The following is an 18,229-nucleotide window of genomic DNA, read 5'->3' on the forward strand; positions in this document are numbered from 1 at the left end:
CGCCGCCGCCACTCCGCGAACGGCCAGCTCAGCCCCGCCGAATATGAACGTCGACACGTAATCAAGAGCATTCAGGAAGACGGCTATGCTGCCGCGTAGCCGAACGCCTTGACGTGTCTACCGAGCCGGGGCAACTCCAGTTGGCCCGTCTTACGCCGCCAGTGGACGGTGTGATCTCTGATCACATCCCACCGAGTGTTCAGCGGGCGCTCAAGCGGCTTGGGGATGTCGCAGTTGCCGTGTTCGCCGCGGACTGGCAGTTGATTTGGTGGAATCTCAGTTGGGCCGCATTGCTGGGCGATCCTTCTTCGTCGCCGTTGCAGCTGCGCAACTTCGCCCGTGATCGGTTTCCGGTGGATACGGGTCCGGCCCGTCTCGCGTTGTGGCCTGTGGCTGAAACGGACCGGGATTCGACCGATGTCGCCGTTGTGTCCGATCTGCGACGCGCCACCGGTCGCTTTCCTCATGATGCACTACTTGCGCGGCTGGTTGATGAACTGCGCGCCGGGAATGAGCGGTTCGCCGAGCTTTGGGCGATCGGTACGGTGGCCGCTCATCGTGAGGATCACAAGACGATCGAGCATCCTGCGGTGGGGGCGATCAGGGTGGATTGTGATGTTCTGATCGACGGTGACTCGGAGTGCAAGATTGTGATCATGAGCACGGTGCCTGGCAGCGCGGACGAGACCAAGCTCCGGCGCGCTGCGATCGCCGGTCCTCCGGTCGTCACGAACAGCTTGGTTGCACGCGGATGGGCGACCTTTCGGGGCGTTCCGTAGAGTCTGCGCCTCTGGATTCCGGAGAGCGCTGTTGCATTGAGGCGATCATTGCTGCGTTGTGCAGGCCTTTGACCGAGCGGATGTGCCTAGGCGGGGTGTTCTTCCTCTTACCTGGGTCAGGTTATTTCCTCCGACAAGCGGGGCGGACGCGGACGTCACGGGAAAAGCGCCAATCGATGGGTGAAGAAAAGCACTCCTGGGATGGTCATCGGCGATCGCCGAAGGCATTGGCTCCTTGCGAATATGTGCTGGCGGCAGGTGGGACCTGGCCGATGGAGAGGCCGGGCTCCCTTTCGACTAGCGGTAAGGGGTAGAGGTACGTGAACATTGAGGTGGAGATCCTTGATCTGCAGCTCCGGATCCAGGCGCTCGAGGCCCGGTCGTGCTCGGAGAGCAGCAACGCGTTGTTGGCTGGGATCGCTACTGTCAGGGCTGACGTCGCCGATGTTCACTCGGAGGTCGGTCAGGACCTCGAGATCCTCAACTTCGAGATCGCACGCCTTCGGTGGACCCTTGACGAGAACTGCAGGTCCAGCCTGGCGGAGGTGCTGAGGAGGCTCGATGAGCTTCAGTTCCAGCTGGTTGATCTGGGGCTCAGACTTGATCGCCTATTGGCGAAGGACGACTTGTAGGACGGGGCTGAGCCTTCGGTGTTTGCCGGGGGCTCTTGTTCGTACGGGTGGAGGTCACCGAACGGCGGAGGGTGGGCTTCAGACGTGCGGTAGGTGAGATGTGTTCGGGTCACTGGTGTTGGTTGTTCGTTGGCATGGGCATGCGATTCTGGAAATGGTGACGGCCATCCCGTATTCCTTCTAGGGCCTTGTCCGAGAACGAAGGAGGCTACGTGATGGCCGCGATGAACAGTGTTCCGTCTGCGGGATGGCATGCAAAGCCATTTTGGAACTGTGGCTCCTACTTGTCTCAGCCCAGGAGCGGGTCCTGCCGACTTTCGCGTTTTAGGCCATTCATTGCACCTTGCGAGGGCATGTTGGCGCATTGGTTAGAGACAGCCGGTTTGAGTGAAGCTTGAAGGCGGGCGGCAGGATGGTCCATAAGTCCCTACAGCGACCAGGCGATGTGGTCTGCGGAACGGGCTCTGGTCAGCGCTGTTGAGCCGCATCCGGTGGGGTCGGACTGGTCGGACTTCGGTGCGCTCTGGATGTGCGAGGAGGCTGACTGGGTGGATTGCGAGGTGCGGCACGGCAGTTTCTGCGGATATGTGGGAGTCGGCGGGACAGATGGCAAGGCGTGACTGCCGTGGCGCAGGCCCTGGGTTTCGCGGGCCTCGTTGAGACGCGTGAGGGTCGGCGTTGCGGCAGAGTTCTCTGCCGTAGGAGCGGCTTCATGACATGGCAAGGCTGGGGTGCAGGAGCGATTGTGATCGCGATCTGAGGTGCGAGTCGTGCGGTGGCTGCGCTGGTGGCTGTGGAGCGGGGGCAGCACGCTGCCGGTCGCGTGTAAGAGCCGTTCGAGCCGCGCTGGAATGGGTGGCGGCTGCCCTGGGGAGCAGGGTCAGTACCTGTGGATCGGTTGGGTGTGCTGAGTCAGTGAAGCTGTCCGGTTTCGTGTAGGTGATCGAAGATGATCTGGTCGACTGGGGACACGCGGTCGCGGTCGGCGTAGCTCAGCCAGGCGATCTCCTCGATCTCGTTACTGGGCGTCGGTACTCCGTGATGGTCGGCGGTGTAGCAGGTCATCTGTACGGTGATGCCCTCGGCGTGGCCGTGTGCTTGGGCCTGGTAGGTGCCGACGTGGGTGGCGGTTGTGGGGACGATGGTGATGGAGAGTTCCTCGTCGATCTCGCGGATGAGGGTGTCTAGGTCGGTTTCGCCGGATTCGCGTTTGCCGCCGGGGATGTAGTAGGCGTTCTTGCCTCGTGATCGGGTGCTGAGAATCTTGCCGTTGTCCAGGTGGATCCAGGCGATCTTGTCGATGGTGCTGTTCATCGTGTGCTCCTGTTATCGGGGTGGAGGGATGAGGTACGCGGCCAGGTCGTGGGGATGTTGGAGGGGTTCGTCGTTGGTGAAGGCCGTGCCGGCGCGGACGAGGGCGATCGGTGGGGTCCGTTGACCGCGCGCGAGCGGGCTTGGGTGGATGCAATCAGCGGCAGGTCATGGCCAGTCTGGCAGCGTGGGCTCCTCTTTGCGGCCATCGGTGCGCATGCCGGTCAGCACCGGTCGGCAGAGCCTGTGCCTCTGCAAGCGGAAGTTGACGTGGATGCCGTGCGAAGGATGCCGTCGCACGCAGGTAGACGGCGTCGACGCCGGGCAGATCGCGTCCGGTCAAGGATTGTTGCTCGGCTTTCGCTGCTCGGTGGGCTTGGTGAGGGCCGGTGCCGACAGTCCGGTGTTGGAGCCGAGGAACTGGTCGCGTGCCGGCAAGCACGAAGGTCGCCGGCAGATGGCTCCTGCAGATGACAGCCGAGGCTGCATGTCGCTGATCGGTGCAGTGCGGCGGGCGCGGGCGGCCAGGATCGTCGGGGAGAGGCACTGGCGTTCGCTGGTGGGCTCGTCGATGCGTTTGTCGTTGGCAGGCAGGGCCATCGCCTCGATCGCGCTGGTGGGAGGATCTTGCGCGGCTGGTGGCGCAGTTGCGCAAGACCAGGCCGTTCTCGCGCGCTCATTGGCGGAGAAGGCGATGTAGGCGTCGACCTTGACCCGCTCCTGCGGATGCCCTCACCGATGGTTCGGTCGATCAAGGCCGGTGAGGTGGAGCCGTTGTGGTTGTCAGCGTCGACTTGGGCACCGGTACGCGGCACGGGTGTGCCCAACGTCGGCCTCATCGGATGATCTGGTGAGGTTCACGCTTCCCGGCAGATCCACGGGTTTCGATCGCCGCTTGCTCTGGCAGCGGTTCGGTCGAGCCCTGCTCTTCGCCTACATGGCTGGCCGGGGGTTTCCGTGCGCAGGGTCGACGTCTTTCGTTCGCTCCGAGGATGTGGGAGGCGGCGCGGTTGGATGGGCCCGGTCGCCGAGTCTCTTCGCGGCGAACGCGTGCGGCAATGATGTCGTCTTGGCTGGCTGGGTCTCTGTCAGTTGGGCGTCGTAGTTGGCGGACCTCGCGGCCTGGGGTGCGGTGGGTGTTGTGCTGGTTGATCCGTTTCGTGGTGGCGGTCTTTGACGTCGCCCTGTTGTTGGTCGGCCGAGGCAAGCACGGAGCGTGGGCCTGGGCAGCTGTTCGGCGCAGCGAATGAAGAGGTGGTTGGCGCGAGGTGCCGGGTCGTCCAGAATTCGGGTCGGGCGCGGCGCCAGGTGGCCGGGTTGTGGGCGTCCAGTGGCTGGTTGTTGGTCGCCGGTTGGCGGGCGCGCGAGAGTGGACGTTGGTGAGCAAGGCTGCTCAGACGGGATCGGACCAGGTGTGGGACGTCGGTCTGGTCGGACGCCTGTAGGCGGTTCGAGGTGGCGAGGTTGTGCTACACCTCGGGGGTGTGGTGTCGCGGTCGCTGGGCCTGGCGGTGCGGCAGGTGGATTGTCGGGGGGCGTCGCTAGGTTGGGTTCAGGCGGGGCGAGGTGGGGTTCGGGCTGTCGGGTTGCTGGTGCTGTTGGGAGAGGTGTTCGTGTGCGGGCTCGCCGGGGGCGGTTACAGGACGTCGCCGGTTAGCAGGGCGGTCCACATCAGCAGTGCCCTGGGCTGGGGCATTCGTAGGCTTTCGTCCATGTACGGGGTTCTGTGGGTTCGGCGGGTTCTACGGAGGAAGCCTTGGCCGCCGGCATGGCAGAGCTCGTAGAACGTGTGCAGGCATTCGCAGGTGTAGGCCTGGACTCGGATGCGTTCCCGTGCTGAGCGCATGGGATACCAGAGGATCGGGGTGCAGGTAGGGCGGGGCTCTGGGAGGTGGATGCCGGGGCAGCGGTCGCACTCTTGGAGGGATTTGGCCATGGTCTGAATATACGTCTGGTTGTATCCGCTCGTCTATGCGGTAAGAGCGCTCTGCCTGAGCAGGCAGGAGGATATGGGAGGGCTCGTACCCGTTCGTCTATCTTGCCGGTGTGCTGGACTACGACGGGGACACCCACATCTACGTGCAGATCGCGGAGATCCTTCGGCGGCGGGTCGCTGGGCTCGCCTCGGGGCATCCTGTGCCGAGCGAAGCCGAGATTCAGAACGAGTTCGGGGTCGCGCGGACGACAGCCCGTCGGGCCATTCACGTGTTGCGCGAGGAAGGGCTCATCTACACGGTTCAGGGCGAGGGGACGTTCGTCGGCGTTCCTGATGAAGCGCCGCGTACGCAGCGGAAAGTGCCGCTCTATCGGCAGATCGCGTCGGATGTTGCGGAGCAGATCAAGGCGGGGCAGTTCCCGCCCAAGCGGCCGATTCCGGGTGAGACGGCGTTGGTGCAGCGGTACGACGTGGCGCGGGAGACGGTGCGGCGGGCGATGGCGTTGTTGCGGGATCAGGGGTGGATCTACACCGTGCCGCAGCGTGGGAGTTACGTGTCGCCGGAAGAGTCGTGGCCCCAGGATTGAGGTTCGCTGAACTGCTTGTATCTAGACGTCTAAGGTATGAGCATGCTCGAGCGAGACGGGCCTGTGCCGATCTATGTGCAGATTGCCGAGATGATTCAGGGTCAGATTCTGCGAGGTGAGCTGCGGGCTGGGGAGGCGGTGCTGAGTGAGCTGGCCATGGAGGCCGAGTTCGGCGTGGCGCGGTCGACCGTCAGGAATGTGATGCGTGAGCTGCGCAGGAGGCAGCTTGTGCACACGGTCGGGGGTAAGGGGACGTTCGTGGGGGGTGTGGCGAGCGCGGCGGGCACGGTGGTCGCGGCGGCCGCGGGGAGTTCGGGGTCCGAGCACTTGCCCGGGTCCGGCGGCGGAGACGGCAACGGGGACGGTGACAGGGCCAGCGACACGGCCGGGGCTGGGTGACTGCGGCGTGGGTTGCTGGTCATAGGTCGCGTTGACGCCTGGGGTGAGAGCGGCCCGTGCGGGGTGGGTTCGGTCGGGTCGCCTCGGGTGAGATGGCGGCGAGGAGTGGGACCGTGGGGTCCCCTTGGTACGGGTGCCGCGACGGACGAGGCGCACGCGAACGGTACGCGGATCGTGGAAGGGCGCTGGACGGGGTGCTCACGAGTACGCGGATCGCGGAAAGGCATCAGGCGGGGAGCTCGCAGGTTCACGAATCGCGGAAAGGCGCCAGGTGGGGGGCTCACAGGTACGCGGATCGCGGAAAGGCGCCCAGTAGGGGGCTCGCAAGTGCGCGGATCAAGGAAAGGCGCCGGGTGCGGGCTCACGGGAGCGCAGGTGTTGTGGGTGTTCTGCGGGGCCTGAGGGTGCGTGGGCGTTGGCGGGGCAGGTGGCGGTCGTGAGCGTGGGCTGGAGGGGTCACGGAGGTAGGAGGCGGTAGTGGAGGCAGACGATTGGGGAGGCGTCGGTCACCTCGTAACCCTGGGTGGACCAGTAGCGGCGGTGGGTTTCTCGCCAGTCTTCGATCGAGGTGTACCCTTCGCCCTCCGCTTCGGCGAACTCCCACGTGACCTCGGCGAACGGCACCAGTTCCACTGAGGTGATCTCGATGGTGGCGGCCTTCTCGCCGGCGTCGTTCACGAGGATCAGGTGCTCGCCGACGTGTTCGACCTCCTCGCCTTCGGTCTCGTAGTCGAGGGGCAGGAGGCCGGCGGTGGCGGTCTTCGCGCCGGAGAGGGTCAGGTCGGTGAGCCAGGTGCGTATCTTGCCGGGTGTGCCGAGGGCGAGGACTCTGCGTCCGTCGATGCGGGGCCACATGGTCACATCCTAGAAGACGGGGATGATCTCCTCGGGGTCGATGACGTTCACCTCGACGCCTTCCAGGTCCAGTTCGGGAATGGCGGGGAAGGCGATGCCCCAGCGCTCGACTATCGCGCGTACCTTGGCCATGGCCACGCGCCAGTTCTCCTTCTGCTCCTCGTACGAGAGCACGCCGAGGCCGGCGTCCCTGGCGTGGTCCATGAGGACGCGGTGATTGTCGAGGAAGTACGGCGGGAGTTCCCAGAAGCCTTCGGGCGGCTCCCAGAGAATCATGCTGAGGAAGACGAAACCGGCCCGGAGCTGGCGGGTGATGAGGCTGCGGGTGTCGTCGGTCAGGCCGGGCCATTCGTTCTCGAGAATGGTCATGCAGATTTGCAGGTGGCGGGACTCGTCGAGGCCGATGCGCTGGAACATCTCGCCGAAGACCGGATGCCGGGTGCCCGTGGCCATGCCCCTGAACAGCGTGGACGCCGCCATCTCGCCCATCATGAAACTGGTGAACAGGACCGGGAGCGAGTATCTCCCGACGGCGCTGGTGTAGCCGGTCCAGTAGCGGCCGCCGTTGTGGTAGAGCCAGCCGATGTTGTTGTGGGCGGCCCTTTCCAGATCGTCTTCGGGGGTCCAGTCGAGGGGGCCGCCGGGCCACAGCCGGGCGATGGTGCGCTGGCAGCACTCCTCGTGGTTCATCTCGTCGCGGGTGATGGAGAAGAAACACTTCCGGACCGGGTCTTCTTCGTGTTTCTCGAAGGCCTGGATGGTGGCGCGGGCGAAGACCGCCGGGCCCGAGGCGTCGAAGTTGGCGAGGACGGCGAACCAGTACATGATGCCCAGGCGCTGTTCGCGGGTGAAGTCCTCCGGGTTCAGGCCGTCCCAGGGGAGGTCGGCCGGGTTCCAGAGTTTGCGCTTGGACTTCTCGTAGATGGCCGCGAGTTTCTCGGTCTCCACGTGCCATTCCATCGGATAGATGTTGGGCTGCGGGATCTCCGGCGCGGGCCAGAAGCCGCCTTCCGGGATCGTGAGGTCCGCCATGGTTGTGACACCTCCTCTCCCATCCTGCGTGGCGGCGTAACGCCATGCAAGCATCGCCGCGGTCCGGTGCGCCGGGGCCGTCCCCTACGTACGGGTGCGCTGGGTGACGGCGACGCAGGCCAGGACGACGAGCGCGGCGGCGACGGTGGCCGGGCCGAAGCGTTCGCCCATCAGGAACCAGGCCCAGACGAGGGTCAGCAGCGGCTGGGCCAGCTGAGTCTGGCCGGCTCTGGCGATGCCGCCCCTGGCCAGGCCCACGTACCAGGGGATGAAGCCGAGGAACATCGAGATCAGCGCCACGTACGCGAAGCCGCCGAGTGAGGGGGCGGTGGGCGTGATGGGGGTGGTCAGCGCCAGGACCGCGGTGATCACGGCGGTCAGGGGGAGGGAGAGGACGAGGGTACGGCTGATCACCTGCCAGCCGGGGGTCGTCCTGGTCAGGCGGCCGCCTTCGGTGTAGCCGAGGGCGGCTGACAGGAGGGCGCCGACAAGGAGGATGTCCGGCCAGGCCGCGCCGGCCTGGCCTCGGGTGAGGGTGAAGGCGGTGATGGCGGCGGCGCCGGCGGCGCAGGCGGCCCAGAACAGCGGGCGTGGGCGTTCGCCTGCTCGTACGACGGCGCAGGCGGCGGTGGCGGCGGGGAGCAGGGCGATGACGACGGCGGCGTGGGAGGTGCTGGCGCCCAGGTTCAGGGCCAGGCCGCTGAAGACGGGGAAGCCGAAGACGACGCCGAGTGAGATGACGGCGTAGGAGGGCCATTGGTGGCGTGGTGGGAGGAGGGGGAGGCGGGCGGCTTTGAGGCAGATCAGGGCGATGATGCCGGCCAGGGCGGCGCGGCCGATGGCGACCAGCCAGGGGTCGAAGCCCTGCATCGCGTAGACGGTGCCGGGGAAGCTGCCGGAGAAGGCCAGGACGCCCAGGAAGGCGAGCATCGTCCCTTGGCGGGCGCGAGCGGCTGCGCCGCCGTCGGCTCCTTGCGCGGGGGCGGTGGCTGACGAAGCGCCGCGCGGGGTGCCGGTCCTGCTCGGCGTCCGGGCCGCCTCGGGGCTGCGCCGTGAGGTGTCGGAAGTGAGGCTGGGGCCCTCAGGGGTGCGGTGCGAGGAGGCCGGAGTAACGCTGGGGCCCTCAGCGGTGCGGTGCGAGGAGGCCGCAGTAACGGTGGGGTCCTCGGGAGTGCGACGCGAAGAGGCCGGAGTAACGCTGGGGCCCTCAGGAGTGCGGCGCGAAGAGGCCGGAGTAACGCTGGGGTCCTCAGGGGTGCGGTGCGAGGAGGTGGGAGCAACCCCGAGGCCCTCGGGGGTGTGGCGCAAGGGGGCGGTGGCGGGGTCGTTGGGGGCCTGGTGAGGGGTGGTGGGGGGATTGGATGCGGCGTGGGAAGAGGTGGGGTGGTGCGGAGGGGTGGGTGGGGGCGCTACTTGGGGGTGATGGGTAGCGCTATTGTGGTCTTTCATGGTCAACGATAGCAGTATCGCCCAGATTGCTGCGATGTTGCGGGAAGCGGCCGATCGTCTCGGTCCCGGTGCGCGGCTGCCGTCCAGTCGGGAGATCATGCGGCGGCACAACGTCAGCCCCGTGACGGTCTCGCGGGCCATCGGTCAGCTCGCCGCAGAGGGTCGGGTGGTGTCGCGTCCGGGCAGCGGCGCGTTCGTGGCGGCGCGGCAGCCGGTACGCGGTCAGGACCCGGTGGACCTGTCCTGGCAGACGGTCGCGCTCGGCGACCGGGTGGTGGACGACGGCCCGGTGGCGGCGCTGCTGGCCCGTCCGCCCGAGGAGGCGGTGCCGCTGACCGGCGGCTACCTACATCCGGGGCTGCGGCCGGACCGGCAGCTCGCGGCGGCCGCCGCGCGGGCCGTACGAAGGCCGGACGCCTGGGCGGTGCCGCCGCTCACCGGGCTGCGGGAGCTGCGGAGCTGGTTCGCCCGGCAGGCCGGCGGGGACGTGACGGCGGCGGACGCGCTGATCGTCAGCGGCGGCCAGGCGGCGCTCACGCACGCGTTCAGGGCGCTGGCGGCCCCCGGTACGCCGGTGCTGGTCGAGACGCCCACCTACCCGGGGGCGCTGGCGGCGGCCAAGGCGGCGGGGTTGCGGGCGACGGCCGTGCCGATGGACCGGGACGGCGTACGGCCCGAGCTGCTGGCCGAGGCGTTCGCCGTCACCGGCGCGCGGGTGTTCTTCTGCCAGCCCACCCTGCACAACCCGACGGGCGCGACGTTGTCCCCGGACCGGCGCGCGCAGGTTCTGGAGGTGGCGAGGGCGGCGGGGGCGTTCGTGATCGAGGACGACTACGCCCGCTACCTGGCCCCCGGCGCGCCCCCGTCGCTGGCCTCCATGGACGCTCACGGCACGGTCGTCAACGTGGGCTCGCTGACCAAGATCCTCTCCCCCAGCCTGCGGGTGGCGGCCGTCGTCGCCCGCGGGCCCGCCGCGCACCGGCTGCGGGCCAGCCAGCTCGTCGAGTCGTTCTTCGTGGCCAGGCCGCTGCAGGAGACGGCGCTGGAGTTCGTGGGCTCGGCGGCCTGGAGCAGGCATCTGAACGCCGTCCACGCCGAGATCCTCACCAGGCGGGACGCGCTCGCGGCGGCACTGGCGGCCCGCATGCCCGCGGCCGAGGTGCACCTGCTGCCGATCGGCGGCCTGCACCTGTGGCTCCGGCTGCCCGCCGAGGTGGACGAGAACACGCTGGTCGAGACGGCCAGGCGGCTCGGGACGCTGGTGAGCCCCGGGCGGATGTACTACCCGTCTGAGCCGCCGGGCCCGCGGATCAGGGTGACCCACATGGCCGCCGCCGACCTGCCGGAGCTGGCCGAGGGGGTGCGCAGGCTCGCCGAGGCGCTGGAGCGCTGCCTGCTCTCACAGGTCCCGTGATCGGACTGGCATCACAGGTCCCGTGATCAGACTGGCATCACAGGTCCCATGATCGGATGCCCGATAGAGTGTCGGGCATGCCGTTCTCCGCGGAGCTCGTACGCGACTTCGTGAACACCTACGACGTCGAGGCCGATGCGGACGAGCTGTCCTCCCCCACCGAGCTGGCGTTGTGGCTGCGTGACCGGGGTCTGAGCGGTCCGGGCGACCGGGCGGGCGACGACGACCTGCTCACCGCCCTGGCCCTGCGCGAGGGCCTGCGGGCCGCGCTCAGGCGCGAACGGGCCGACCTGCCCGCCCTCCCGCTCACGGTGGGCGTGGGCGGCGACGGCCTGCCGGAGCTCGTCCCGGCGGGCGAGGGTGTGCGGGCCGGGTTGTCCGCGATCGCCGCCGCGTCGGTCGGCGCGTCCTGGGATCGGCTCAAGGTGTGCGCGGAGGGAACGTGTCAGCGGGCGTTCATCGACTCGTCCAGGAATCGTTCGCGCTCGTGGTGTTCGATGCGGGTATGCGGTAACCGCACCAAGACACGCGCATACCGGGCGCGGAAGCGGGGTTCGCGTCGTCTCCAAGGGTCAAACACCGATACGGTGTAACTCGTGCCTTGTGGCACGAACGGCAGGCGAAGGAGCGGGCCGAGATGGCAGACGTAGGCGTCCGGGCGGCCCGGCGCGAGGATGTTCTCCAGGTTGCGAATACTCAGATCCGCGCCTGGCGCTACGGCTATCGGGAGTTCCTCCCGGAGGGCCCACTCGAGCAGATGACGGGCCCGGCGGCCGAGAAGATGTGGCTGCGCCAGTGGGACGAGGCGATCGTCGCCCCGCCCGGCCCCACGCACCGGGTGCTGGTCGCGGTGGAGACCATCCTCGACACCGAGGGTTTCCCGGCGCTCGGCGCGGGCGGCAGCGCGGCGCTGACGACCCCGCGCGGCGGCGAGCGCGTGGTGGGGCTGGCCTCGCACGCCCCCGCCGAGGATCCCGACCTGGATCCCAGCAGGGTCGCCGAGATGCTGACGCTGCTGGTCGACCCTGACTTCGTCCGTCGCGGCCACGGCAGCCGCCTGCTCAACGCCACCGTCGACTACCTGCGCGAGGACGGCTTCCGCCAGATCGTCACCTGGGTGTTCGCCGACAACTACGCGGTGCTCGGCTTCCTGGAGTCGGCCGGCTGGGGAGAGGACATGGCCGAACGTGTCCTCGACATGGGCCGTCCGATCCGCATGGTCAGGCTCACCACGGATATCAGCTAGAGGTTCGACAGCATGGCTACCCCCGGTCAGTGGATCGCGGGCGCGCGCCCGCGCACCCTTCCCAACGCCGTAGTCCCCGTCATGGTCGGCACGGGCGTGGCGGTCGGCGACGGCGGATTCGTCTGGTGGCGCGCGGTCCTGGCGCTGCTCGTGGCGCTGTCGTTGCAGATCGGCGTCAACTACGCCAACGACTACAGCGACGGCATCCGCGGCACCGACGACCAGCGGGTCGGCCCGATGCGGCTCGTGGGCTCGCGGGCGGCCACGCCCCGGCAGGTCCTGACGGCGGCGCTGGGCTGCTTCGCGGTCGCGGCGGTGCTCGGGCTCGTTCTGGTGGTCGTGACGCGGGCGTGGTGGATCCTGCTGGTGGGGGTCGCGTGCATCGGCGCGGCCTGGTTCTACACCGGCGGCAAGCGGCCCTACGGTTACCGCGGGCTCGGTGAACTGGCCGTCTTCGTGTTCTTCGGCGTGGTCCCGGTGATGGGCACCGCGTACGTGCAGACCGAGCAGCTGAGCTGGACCGCCTTCCTCGCCTCGATCCCGGTGGGCCTGCTGTCGTGCTCGATGCTGGTGGTCAACAACCTGCGCGACGTCCAGACGGACAGCACGTCGGGCAAGCGCACGCTGGCGGTGCGGCTGGGCGCCGAGCGTACCCGGGCGCTGTACGTGTCGTGCCAGGTGGTGCCGTTCGTGGTGGCGCTGGCGATGATCGCGGTCACGCCGTGGGCGGCGCTCGCGGCGCTGGCCGCGCCGCTCGCGGTCACGCCGATCAGGACCGTGCTGGGCAAGGCCGTCGGGCCGGCGCTGATCGCGGTGCTGCAGCAGACGGGCAAGCTCCAGATGGCGTACGGCCTGCTGTTCGCGGTCGGCTTGGCGATCACTTTGTAGCCGGGTACAACTGGCTCTCGTACGCTCGTATGTCTGGATAAATCACCAGGTCACCCCCCTACGGTTCACTGTGTGCGCACGCACGAGCGACCCTCAGGAGGGGCAATGGAACAACGCGGGATCGAACTGGTCTCGGCCGGCGAAAGGTACGGCCGCCCGCGTGACCTGCTTTTCCTCTGGTCGGGGACGACGATGGGCATCTTCACCCTCGTCTACGGCATCACGATCGTGGCGGCCTTCCAGCTCAGCTTCACGCAGGCGGTCATCGCGATCGTCATCGGCAACCTGCTGGCGTTCCCGCTGGTCGGCCTGACCAGCTTGCAGGGCCCGGCGACCGGCACCTCCACCATGGCGGTCTCCAGGGCCGCGTACGGCCCCAAGGGCGCGCGCGTCCTCAGCTTCTTCGGCTGGCTGAACATGGTCGGCTTCGAGGCCGGCGGCATGGTGCTGATCACGTTCGCGGCGTTGTCGCTGCTGGAGCAGGCGGGGGTGAGCGACCAGGGGCTCGGGCTCAAGGTCGTGGTCATCCTGGTGGCCGCGGCCATCCAGCTCGTGTTGCCGCTGATCGGGCACGCCGCGGTGATGAAGGCGCAGAAGTACTTCACCTGGGTGTTCGTGGTGCTGTTCGGCGTGATGGCGATCCTGATCGCGCCCAAGGTTGAGCTCGGGGGCGGCGGCGGTTCCGCGGACTTCGCGACGTTCACGATGGCGATCGCGATGATCATGTCGGCGGGCGGGCTGTCGTGGGGGCCGCTGGGCGGTGACTACTCCCGCTACCTGCCGGCGAACTCCTCCAAGAAGGCGGTCTTCGGCTACGCGGCCCTCGGCGGGTTCGTCCCGTACGTGCTGCTGATGACGCTCGGGGCGGCCGTGGCGACCGTGGTCAAGGACAACACCGACCCGATCTCGGGGCTGCCGGGCGCGCTGCCCGGCTGGTTCGTGGTGCCGTACCTGCTGCTGGCGATCGTGTCGCTGTTCGCGGTCAACACCACCGACCTGTACTCGTCGGGGCTGAACCTCCAGGCGGCCGGGATCAAGGTCAAGCGCTGGGTGGCGGTCGTGGGCGACCTCGTGCTGTGCGTGATCATCACGTTCGTGGCGGTCACCTCGAACAACTTCAACACCATGCTCAACAACTTCCTCTCGCTGCTGATCATCTGGCTGGCGCCCTGGGCGGGGGTCTACATCACCGACTGGCTGCGCCGGAGGGGCCGCTACGACGCCGAGGCGCTGTTCGACGAGCGGGCGCCCGGCCAGATCCGGTGGCCGGCCCTCGTCGCGCAGGCCCTGGGCATGGTGGCGGCGGCCCTGTGGATCAACTCGGCCGTCTTCGTCGGGCCGCTGTCGGCGGCGACCGGCGGCAGCGACTTCAGCATCTTCGCGGGCTTCCTGGTGGCGGGGGCGGCGTACGCGCTGCTCGTGCCGCGGCCCGCCGTACGGACTGTGGAGGCATGATGGACCGCGACCTGCTGGACGTGGCGTACGGGCGCCGGCCCGCCGACCGGATCATCACGGGCGGCACGCTCGTCAACGTGCTGACCGGCGAGCTCTACCCGGCCGAGATCGGCATCGTGGGCGGCCGGATCGCCGCCGTCGAGCCGGTGCTGGAGCGCGGCCCGGACACCGAGATCATCGACGCCCGGGGCGGTTACCTGGTGCCGGGCCTGATCGACGGTCACCTGCATATCGAGTGCAGCAAGCTGTCGGTCACCAGCTTCGCCGACCTGGTGGTGCCGTTCGGCACGACGAGCGTGGTGTCGGGGCTGGACCAGATCCTCGTGGCCGAGGGACTGCCGGGCGTACGGCGTTTCCTGGACGAGTCGGCGGCGACCGGCATGCGAATCTGGTGGGGTGCACCCGCGAAGGCGCCCTACACCGTGCCGGAGTCGACCGTCGGTCATCCGTTCGGTCCGGCTGAGCACAGGATCGCCCAGGAATGGCCGGAATGTGTGGGCATCTGGGAGACCGTCCAGGAGATGGTGGAACACTCCGACCCCGCCGTCCTGGAGGCCCTCGACCTGGCGCGGGAGCGGCGACTGCCGGTGTTCGGCTGCGCGCCGCTGTCCGACCCGCGCCGGATCAGCGGCCTGGCCGCGGCCGGCGTACGGCTGGACCACGAGTCGTACTCGCACGAGGAGATGCTGGAGAAGCTGCGCCGCGGCATGTACGGCATCATCCGCGAGTCGTCCGTCGCCCACTTCCTCGACGAGAACATCAAGGCCGTGGCCACGGCCGGCGCCCGCAGGCTGGCGTTCTGCACCGACGACGTGCACGCGGCCGACGTGCTGGCCGGCGGCCACATGGACAAGCTGGTCCGGATGGCGGTCGCGGCCGGGGTCGACCCGGTGACGGCGATCCAGATGGCCACCGTCAACTGCGCGGAGATGTACCGCATCGACCACCTGGTCGGCAGCCTCTCCCCCGGCCGGTTCGCGGACGTGCTGATCGTGGACTCGCTGGAGGACTTCCGGGTCCGCGAGGTGATCGCCAACGGCGTGCCCGCCGCCAGGGACGGGCAGATGGTCACGCCGACGCCGGCTCCCGAGCGCGGCCCGGTCCGGCCCTTCCCGATCAGCCCGGTCACCGCGGACGACCTGGTGCTGCGCGCCGAGGGCGCCGAGGCGACCGTACTGACCCTCGGGTTCACCGAGCAGGTCTTCGTCCGCAAGAGGCGCGACGTGACGCTGCCCGTGGTGAACGGCGTCGTGGAGCCGTCCGTGGAGCAGGACGCGCTGCTCGTCACGGTCGTCGAGCGGTACGGCAAGACCGGCAACAAGCCGGTCGCCATGGTCAGCGGCATGGGCCTGCGGGCCGGCGCGATCGCCACCAGCGCGGCCCCCGACGACAACAACATCATCTGCGTGGGCGCCTCCCGCGAGGACATGGCGCTGGCCGTCAACACCGTCGCCGAGCAGGGCGGCGGCCAGGCCGTCGTGGTGGACGGCGAGGTGCGGGCGCTGCTGCCGCTGCCGGTCGGCGGCATCGTCTCCGACCTGCCCGCCGCCGAGATGGCCGTGCTGGAGGAGCGGCTCGACGACCTGGCCCGCGAGCTGGGCTGCACGCTGCCCGCGCCGCTTATGTACCTGTTCTTCCTGTCGATCACCGCGATCCCCGACTACGCCGTCACCGACCTCGGACTGATCGACTGCGTACGGCTCACGGTCGTCGACCCGATCCTCACGGAGGTTTGATCATGAAGGACTTCATCGCCGGGCTGCCCAAGTGCGAGCTGCACCTGCACATCGAGGGCACGCTTGAGCCGGAGCTCAAGTTCGCCCTGGCCGAGCGGAACGGCCTCGCGCTGCCCTACGCCTCGGTCGAGGAGATGCGGGACGCCTACTCCTTCGACGACCTGCCCTCCTTCCTCAAGGTCTACTACGAGGGCATGCAGGTGCTGCGCACCGAGCCCGACTTCTACGACCTGGCCATGGCCTACCTGCGCAAGGCCGCCGAGCAGAACGTGCGCTACGCCGAGATCTTCTTCGACCCGCAGGCGCACACCTCGCGCGGGGTGCCGTTCGACGTGGTGATCCGCGGGCTGCGGCGGGCGCTGATCGACGCCGACCGGCAGCTCGGCGTACGGGCCCAGCTCATCATGTGCTTCCTGCGCGATTTCCAGGCCGAGTACGCGATGGCGACGCTGCTGGAGTCGCTGCCGTACAAGGAGTGGATCGTCGGCATCGGGCTGGACTCCGACGAGAAGGGCAACCCGCCGGCCAAGTTCGCCGCGGTGTACGAGCGGGCCCGGCAGGAGGGCTACCTGCTGACCATGCACTGCGACGTCGACCAGGACAACTCGATCGAGCACATCCGCCAGGCGATCGAGGAGATCGGCGTCGACCGCGTCGACCACGGCGTCAACATCCTGGAGGACCAGCGGCTGGTCGACCTGGTGCTGGCCCGCGGCATCGGCCTGACCTGCTGCCCGATCTCCAACGGGTACGTCACCGACTCCATGAAGGCCGAGGGCATCCGCAAGCTCATGGAGCTCGGCGTCCGCGTGACGATCAACTCCGACGACCCGGCGTACTTCGCGGGGTACGTGGCCGAGAACCTCGCGGCGCTGCAGGACGAGCTGCAGCTCACCCGGGAGGAGCTGGCCCAGCTTGAGCGCAACGCGTTCGAGATCACCTGGCTGCCGCGGCACCTGAAGGACGCCTACCTGGCCGAGGTCGACGCCTACCTCGCGTGACCTGATCCGGCGGGGGACCGGCTCGGCCCCCCGCCTAAAGGCCAACCGGCATAATCGCCGCATGCCCTCTTTTCTCGCCCATGACGGAACCGAGCTGGCCTTCCACGTGAAGGGCACGGGCGCGCCGCTGGTGTGCGTACCGGGCGGCCCGGGGCGCGCCTCCCGCTACCTGGGCGACCTCGGTGGGCTCCCCCGGCGGCTGATCCTGCTGGACGGCAGGGGCAGCGGCGACTCGGCGATCCCGGCGGACGCGGAGACGTACCGGTGGGACCGGCAGGCCGCCGACGTCGAGGCGCTGCGGGAACATCTGGGGCTGGAGCGGATGGACCTGCTGGCCCACTCGGCCGGCGCGAACGTGGCCGTCCGGTACGCCGGCCTCCATCCCGGCCGCCTCGGATCCCTGTGCCTCGTCGCGCCCTCGCCGGTCGCCGTGGGCTTCGTACCGACCGAGGACGACTGGCGGGCCGGGCTGGAGCTGCGCGAGGACGAACCCTGGTACGAGTCCGCCCTGGCCGAGTTCCAGTCGGGCGACGGGCTGGAGGGGCACCGCTTCCTCTACGGCCCCTGGACCGAGCACGCCAGGGCGCACGCGGCGGGCGCCGAGGACGAGTGCGCCGAGGCAGCGGGCGACGGCTTCTACGCGCCTTCCCCGGTGACGCCGGAGGAGGTCAGGGCCGGGCTGGCCGCCCTGGACGCGCCCGTGCTGCTGCTGACGGGCGACATGGACGCCCACCCCTGCCGCCTGTACGCGCGGCCCTTCGCCGGCCTGTTCCGCGACGCGACGCCGGTGACGATGCCCGGCGCCGGGCACTTCCCGTGGGTGGACGACCCGGGCGCGTTCGTCCGGGTCGTGGCGGATTTCCTGGACCGGCGGGGTTAACCCGCAGGGCATGATGGGGGTGGACCCTCGGAACAGGAAGGACTCACCACGTGCGGCAGGAACTCGCGGTGACCAACGGGCAGGCCGCCGGGGTGCGGGGCGCGCTGGCCGGCAACCTGCGGCGCACGCGGCTGACCCGGGGGCTCAGCGTCCGCGAGCTGGCCGAGCTGACCGGGGTGAGCAAGGCGCTGATCTCGCAGATCGAGCGCGGGGTGGCCAATCCGACGATCGAGGTGCTGACGCGGCTGGCGGGGGCGCTGGAGCTCACGTTCGCCGAGCTGACCCGTACTCATCTGGCCGCGCCCGAGGTGCTGCGCAGGGGCGAGGGCATGCCGATGGCCGTGGGCGACACGACCGTGCGCAGCCTGTTCGCCGCGGCCGACCGGCGGCGGTTCGAGCTGGCCGAGGGCGACCTGCCGCCGATGACGCGCAGCGCCAAGAGCGCCCACGGCCACGGGTCGGTGGAGCACGCCTACGTGGTGTCGGGCGAGGTGACGGTGGAGAGCGACACGTGGTCGGTGCGGCTGGGCGAGGGTGACGCGGTGCGGTTCGGCGCCGAGGTCGACCACGTCTACGCGACCGGCGAGCGCGGTTGCCGGGTGCTGACGCTGATCTCCTACGACTGAGGC

General features: G+C 68.9%; 18 protein-coding genes. 13 read left to right on the top strand and 5 right to left on the bottom strand.

Going from position 1 to position 18,229, the window contains the following annotated elements; translation table 11 throughout:
* Positions 1-161: 161 nt before the first annotated feature.
* Together IEZ27_RS44185 and IEZ27_RS44190 are read left to right on the top strand one after the other, a co-directional pair.
* The gene (locus IEZ27_RS44185; protein WP_229824889.1) at positions 162-779 is read left to right on the top strand and encodes an MmyB family transcriptional regulator; all 618 of its coding nucleotides are present in this window, start codon (positions 162-164) and stop codon (positions 777-779) included.
* 320 nt (positions 780-1,099) lie between these two features.
* Complete coding sequence (locus tag IEZ27_RS44190) at positions 1,100-1,411, top strand: hypothetical protein (protein WP_189652732.1); 312 nt, start codon at positions 1,100-1,102, stop codon at positions 1,409-1,411.
* 912 nt (positions 1,412-2,323) lie between these two features.
* Here IEZ27_RS44190 and IEZ27_RS44195 read toward each other — a convergent pair.
* Positions 2,324-2,725: an NUDIX hydrolase gene (locus IEZ27_RS44195; RefSeq protein WP_189652733.1), complete on the bottom strand. Its 402-nt coding sequence runs from the start codon at positions 2,723-2,725 to the stop codon at positions 2,324-2,326.
* Between the two features lie 336 nt (positions 2,726-3,061).
* Positions 3,062-3,322: a hypothetical protein gene (locus IEZ27_RS44200; RefSeq protein WP_189652734.1), complete on the bottom strand. Its 261-nt coding sequence runs from the start codon at positions 3,320-3,322 to the stop codon at positions 3,062-3,064.
* Between the two features lie 1,446 nt (positions 3,323-4,768).
* Here IEZ27_RS44200 and IEZ27_RS44205 point away from each other — a divergent pair.
* Both IEZ27_RS44205 and IEZ27_RS44210 read left to right on the top strand, forming a co-directional pair.
* On the top strand, positions 4,769-5,245 hold the full coding sequence (locus tag IEZ27_RS44205) for a GntR family transcriptional regulator (protein WP_125646956.1): 477 nt from the start codon (positions 4,769-4,771) through the stop codon (positions 5,243-5,245).
* 42 nt (positions 5,246-5,287) lie between these two features.
* The gene (locus tag IEZ27_RS44210) at positions 5,288-5,644 is read left to right on the top strand and encodes a GntR family transcriptional regulator (protein ID WP_229824890.1); all 357 of its coding nucleotides are present in this window, start codon (positions 5,288-5,290) and stop codon (positions 5,642-5,644) included.
* Between the two features lie 456 nt (positions 5,645-6,100).
* Here the strand turns inward: IEZ27_RS44210 and IEZ27_RS44215 are convergent, their stop codons facing one another.
* The 3 genes from IEZ27_RS44215 to IEZ27_RS44225 form a co-directional block, all read right to left on the bottom strand.
* Positions 6,101-6,499: an ASCH domain-containing protein gene (locus IEZ27_RS44215; protein WP_189652735.1), complete on the bottom strand. Its 399-nt coding sequence runs from the start codon at positions 6,497-6,499 to the stop codon at positions 6,101-6,103.
* A gap of 9 nt (positions 6,500-6,508) precedes the next feature.
* Positions 6,509-7,531 (bottom strand): hypothetical protein, encoded by a 1,023-nt coding sequence (locus tag IEZ27_RS44220; RefSeq protein WP_189652736.1) that lies wholly within the window; start codon positions 7,529-7,531, stop codon positions 6,509-6,511.
* Between the two features lie 84 nt (positions 7,532-7,615).
* Positions 7,616-8,461, bottom strand: coding sequence for a DMT family transporter (locus tag IEZ27_RS44225; protein WP_189652737.1), 846 nt, complete (start codon positions 8,459-8,461; stop codon positions 7,616-7,618).
* 553 nt (positions 8,462-9,014) lie between these two features.
* Between IEZ27_RS44225 and IEZ27_RS44230 the strand changes: the two genes are divergently transcribed.
* The 9 genes from IEZ27_RS44230 to IEZ27_RS44270 all read left to right on the top strand — a co-directional run bounded on the left by IEZ27_RS44230 (position 9,015) and on the right by IEZ27_RS44270 (position 18,226).
* Positions 9,015-10,394 carry an aminotransferase-like domain-containing protein gene (locus IEZ27_RS44230; protein ID WP_229824891.1) on the top strand — a complete coding sequence of 460 codons (1,380 nt, stop codon included), beginning with the start codon at positions 9,015-9,017 and terminating at the stop codon, positions 10,392-10,394.
* Between the two features lie 77 nt (positions 10,395-10,471).
* On the top strand, positions 10,472-10,987 hold the full coding sequence (locus IEZ27_RS44235; RefSeq protein WP_189652739.1) for a CGNR zinc finger domain-containing protein: 516 nt from the start codon (positions 10,472-10,474) through the stop codon (positions 10,985-10,987).
* 44 nt (positions 10,988-11,031) lie between these two features.
* Positions 11,032-11,640 carry a GNAT family N-acetyltransferase gene (locus IEZ27_RS44240; protein ID WP_185845240.1) on the top strand — a complete coding sequence of 203 codons (609 nt, stop codon included), beginning with the start codon at positions 11,032-11,034 and terminating at the stop codon, positions 11,638-11,640.
* 12 nt (positions 11,641-11,652) lie between these two features.
* Entirely contained in the window at positions 11,653-12,528 is an 876-nt protein-coding gene (locus tag IEZ27_RS44245) for a 1,4-dihydroxy-2-naphthoate polyprenyltransferase (protein WP_189652740.1), read from the top strand.
* Between the two features lie 105 nt (positions 12,529-12,633).
* A complete protein-coding gene (locus tag IEZ27_RS44250) occupies positions 12,634-13,983 on the top strand; it encodes a purine-cytosine permease family protein (RefSeq protein WP_125646979.1) in 1,350 nt (449 codons plus the stop codon).
* The gene (locus IEZ27_RS44255) at positions 13,980-15,719 is read left to right on the top strand and encodes an adenine deaminase (RefSeq protein ID WP_189652741.1); all 1,740 of its coding nucleotides are present in this window, start codon (positions 13,980-13,982) and stop codon (positions 15,717-15,719) included. The genes IEZ27_RS44250 and IEZ27_RS44255 overlap by 4 nt, the downstream gene beginning before the upstream one ends.
* Before the next feature lie 2 nt (positions 15,720-15,721).
* Positions 15,722-16,720 (top strand): adenosine deaminase, encoded by a 999-nt coding sequence (locus IEZ27_RS44260; RefSeq protein WP_189652742.1) that lies wholly within the window; start codon positions 15,722-15,724, stop codon positions 16,718-16,720.
* A gap of 61 nt (positions 16,721-16,781) precedes the next feature.
* Positions 16,782-17,600 (top strand): alpha/beta fold hydrolase, encoded by an 819-nt coding sequence (locus tag IEZ27_RS44265; protein WP_189652743.1) that lies wholly within the window; start codon positions 16,782-16,784, stop codon positions 17,598-17,600.
* Positions 17,601-17,650: 50 nt separating this feature from the next.
* Entirely contained in the window at positions 17,651-18,226 is a 576-nt protein-coding gene (locus IEZ27_RS44270; RefSeq protein WP_189652744.1) for a helix-turn-helix domain-containing protein, read from the top strand.
* The last annotated feature ends 3 nt before the right edge of the window (positions 18,227-18,229 follow it).

Source organism: Nonomuraea spiralis (assembly GCF_014648435.1).
Classification (GTDB): Bacteria; Actinomycetota; Actinomycetes; order Streptosporangiales; family Streptosporangiaceae; genus Nonomuraea; species Nonomuraea spiralis.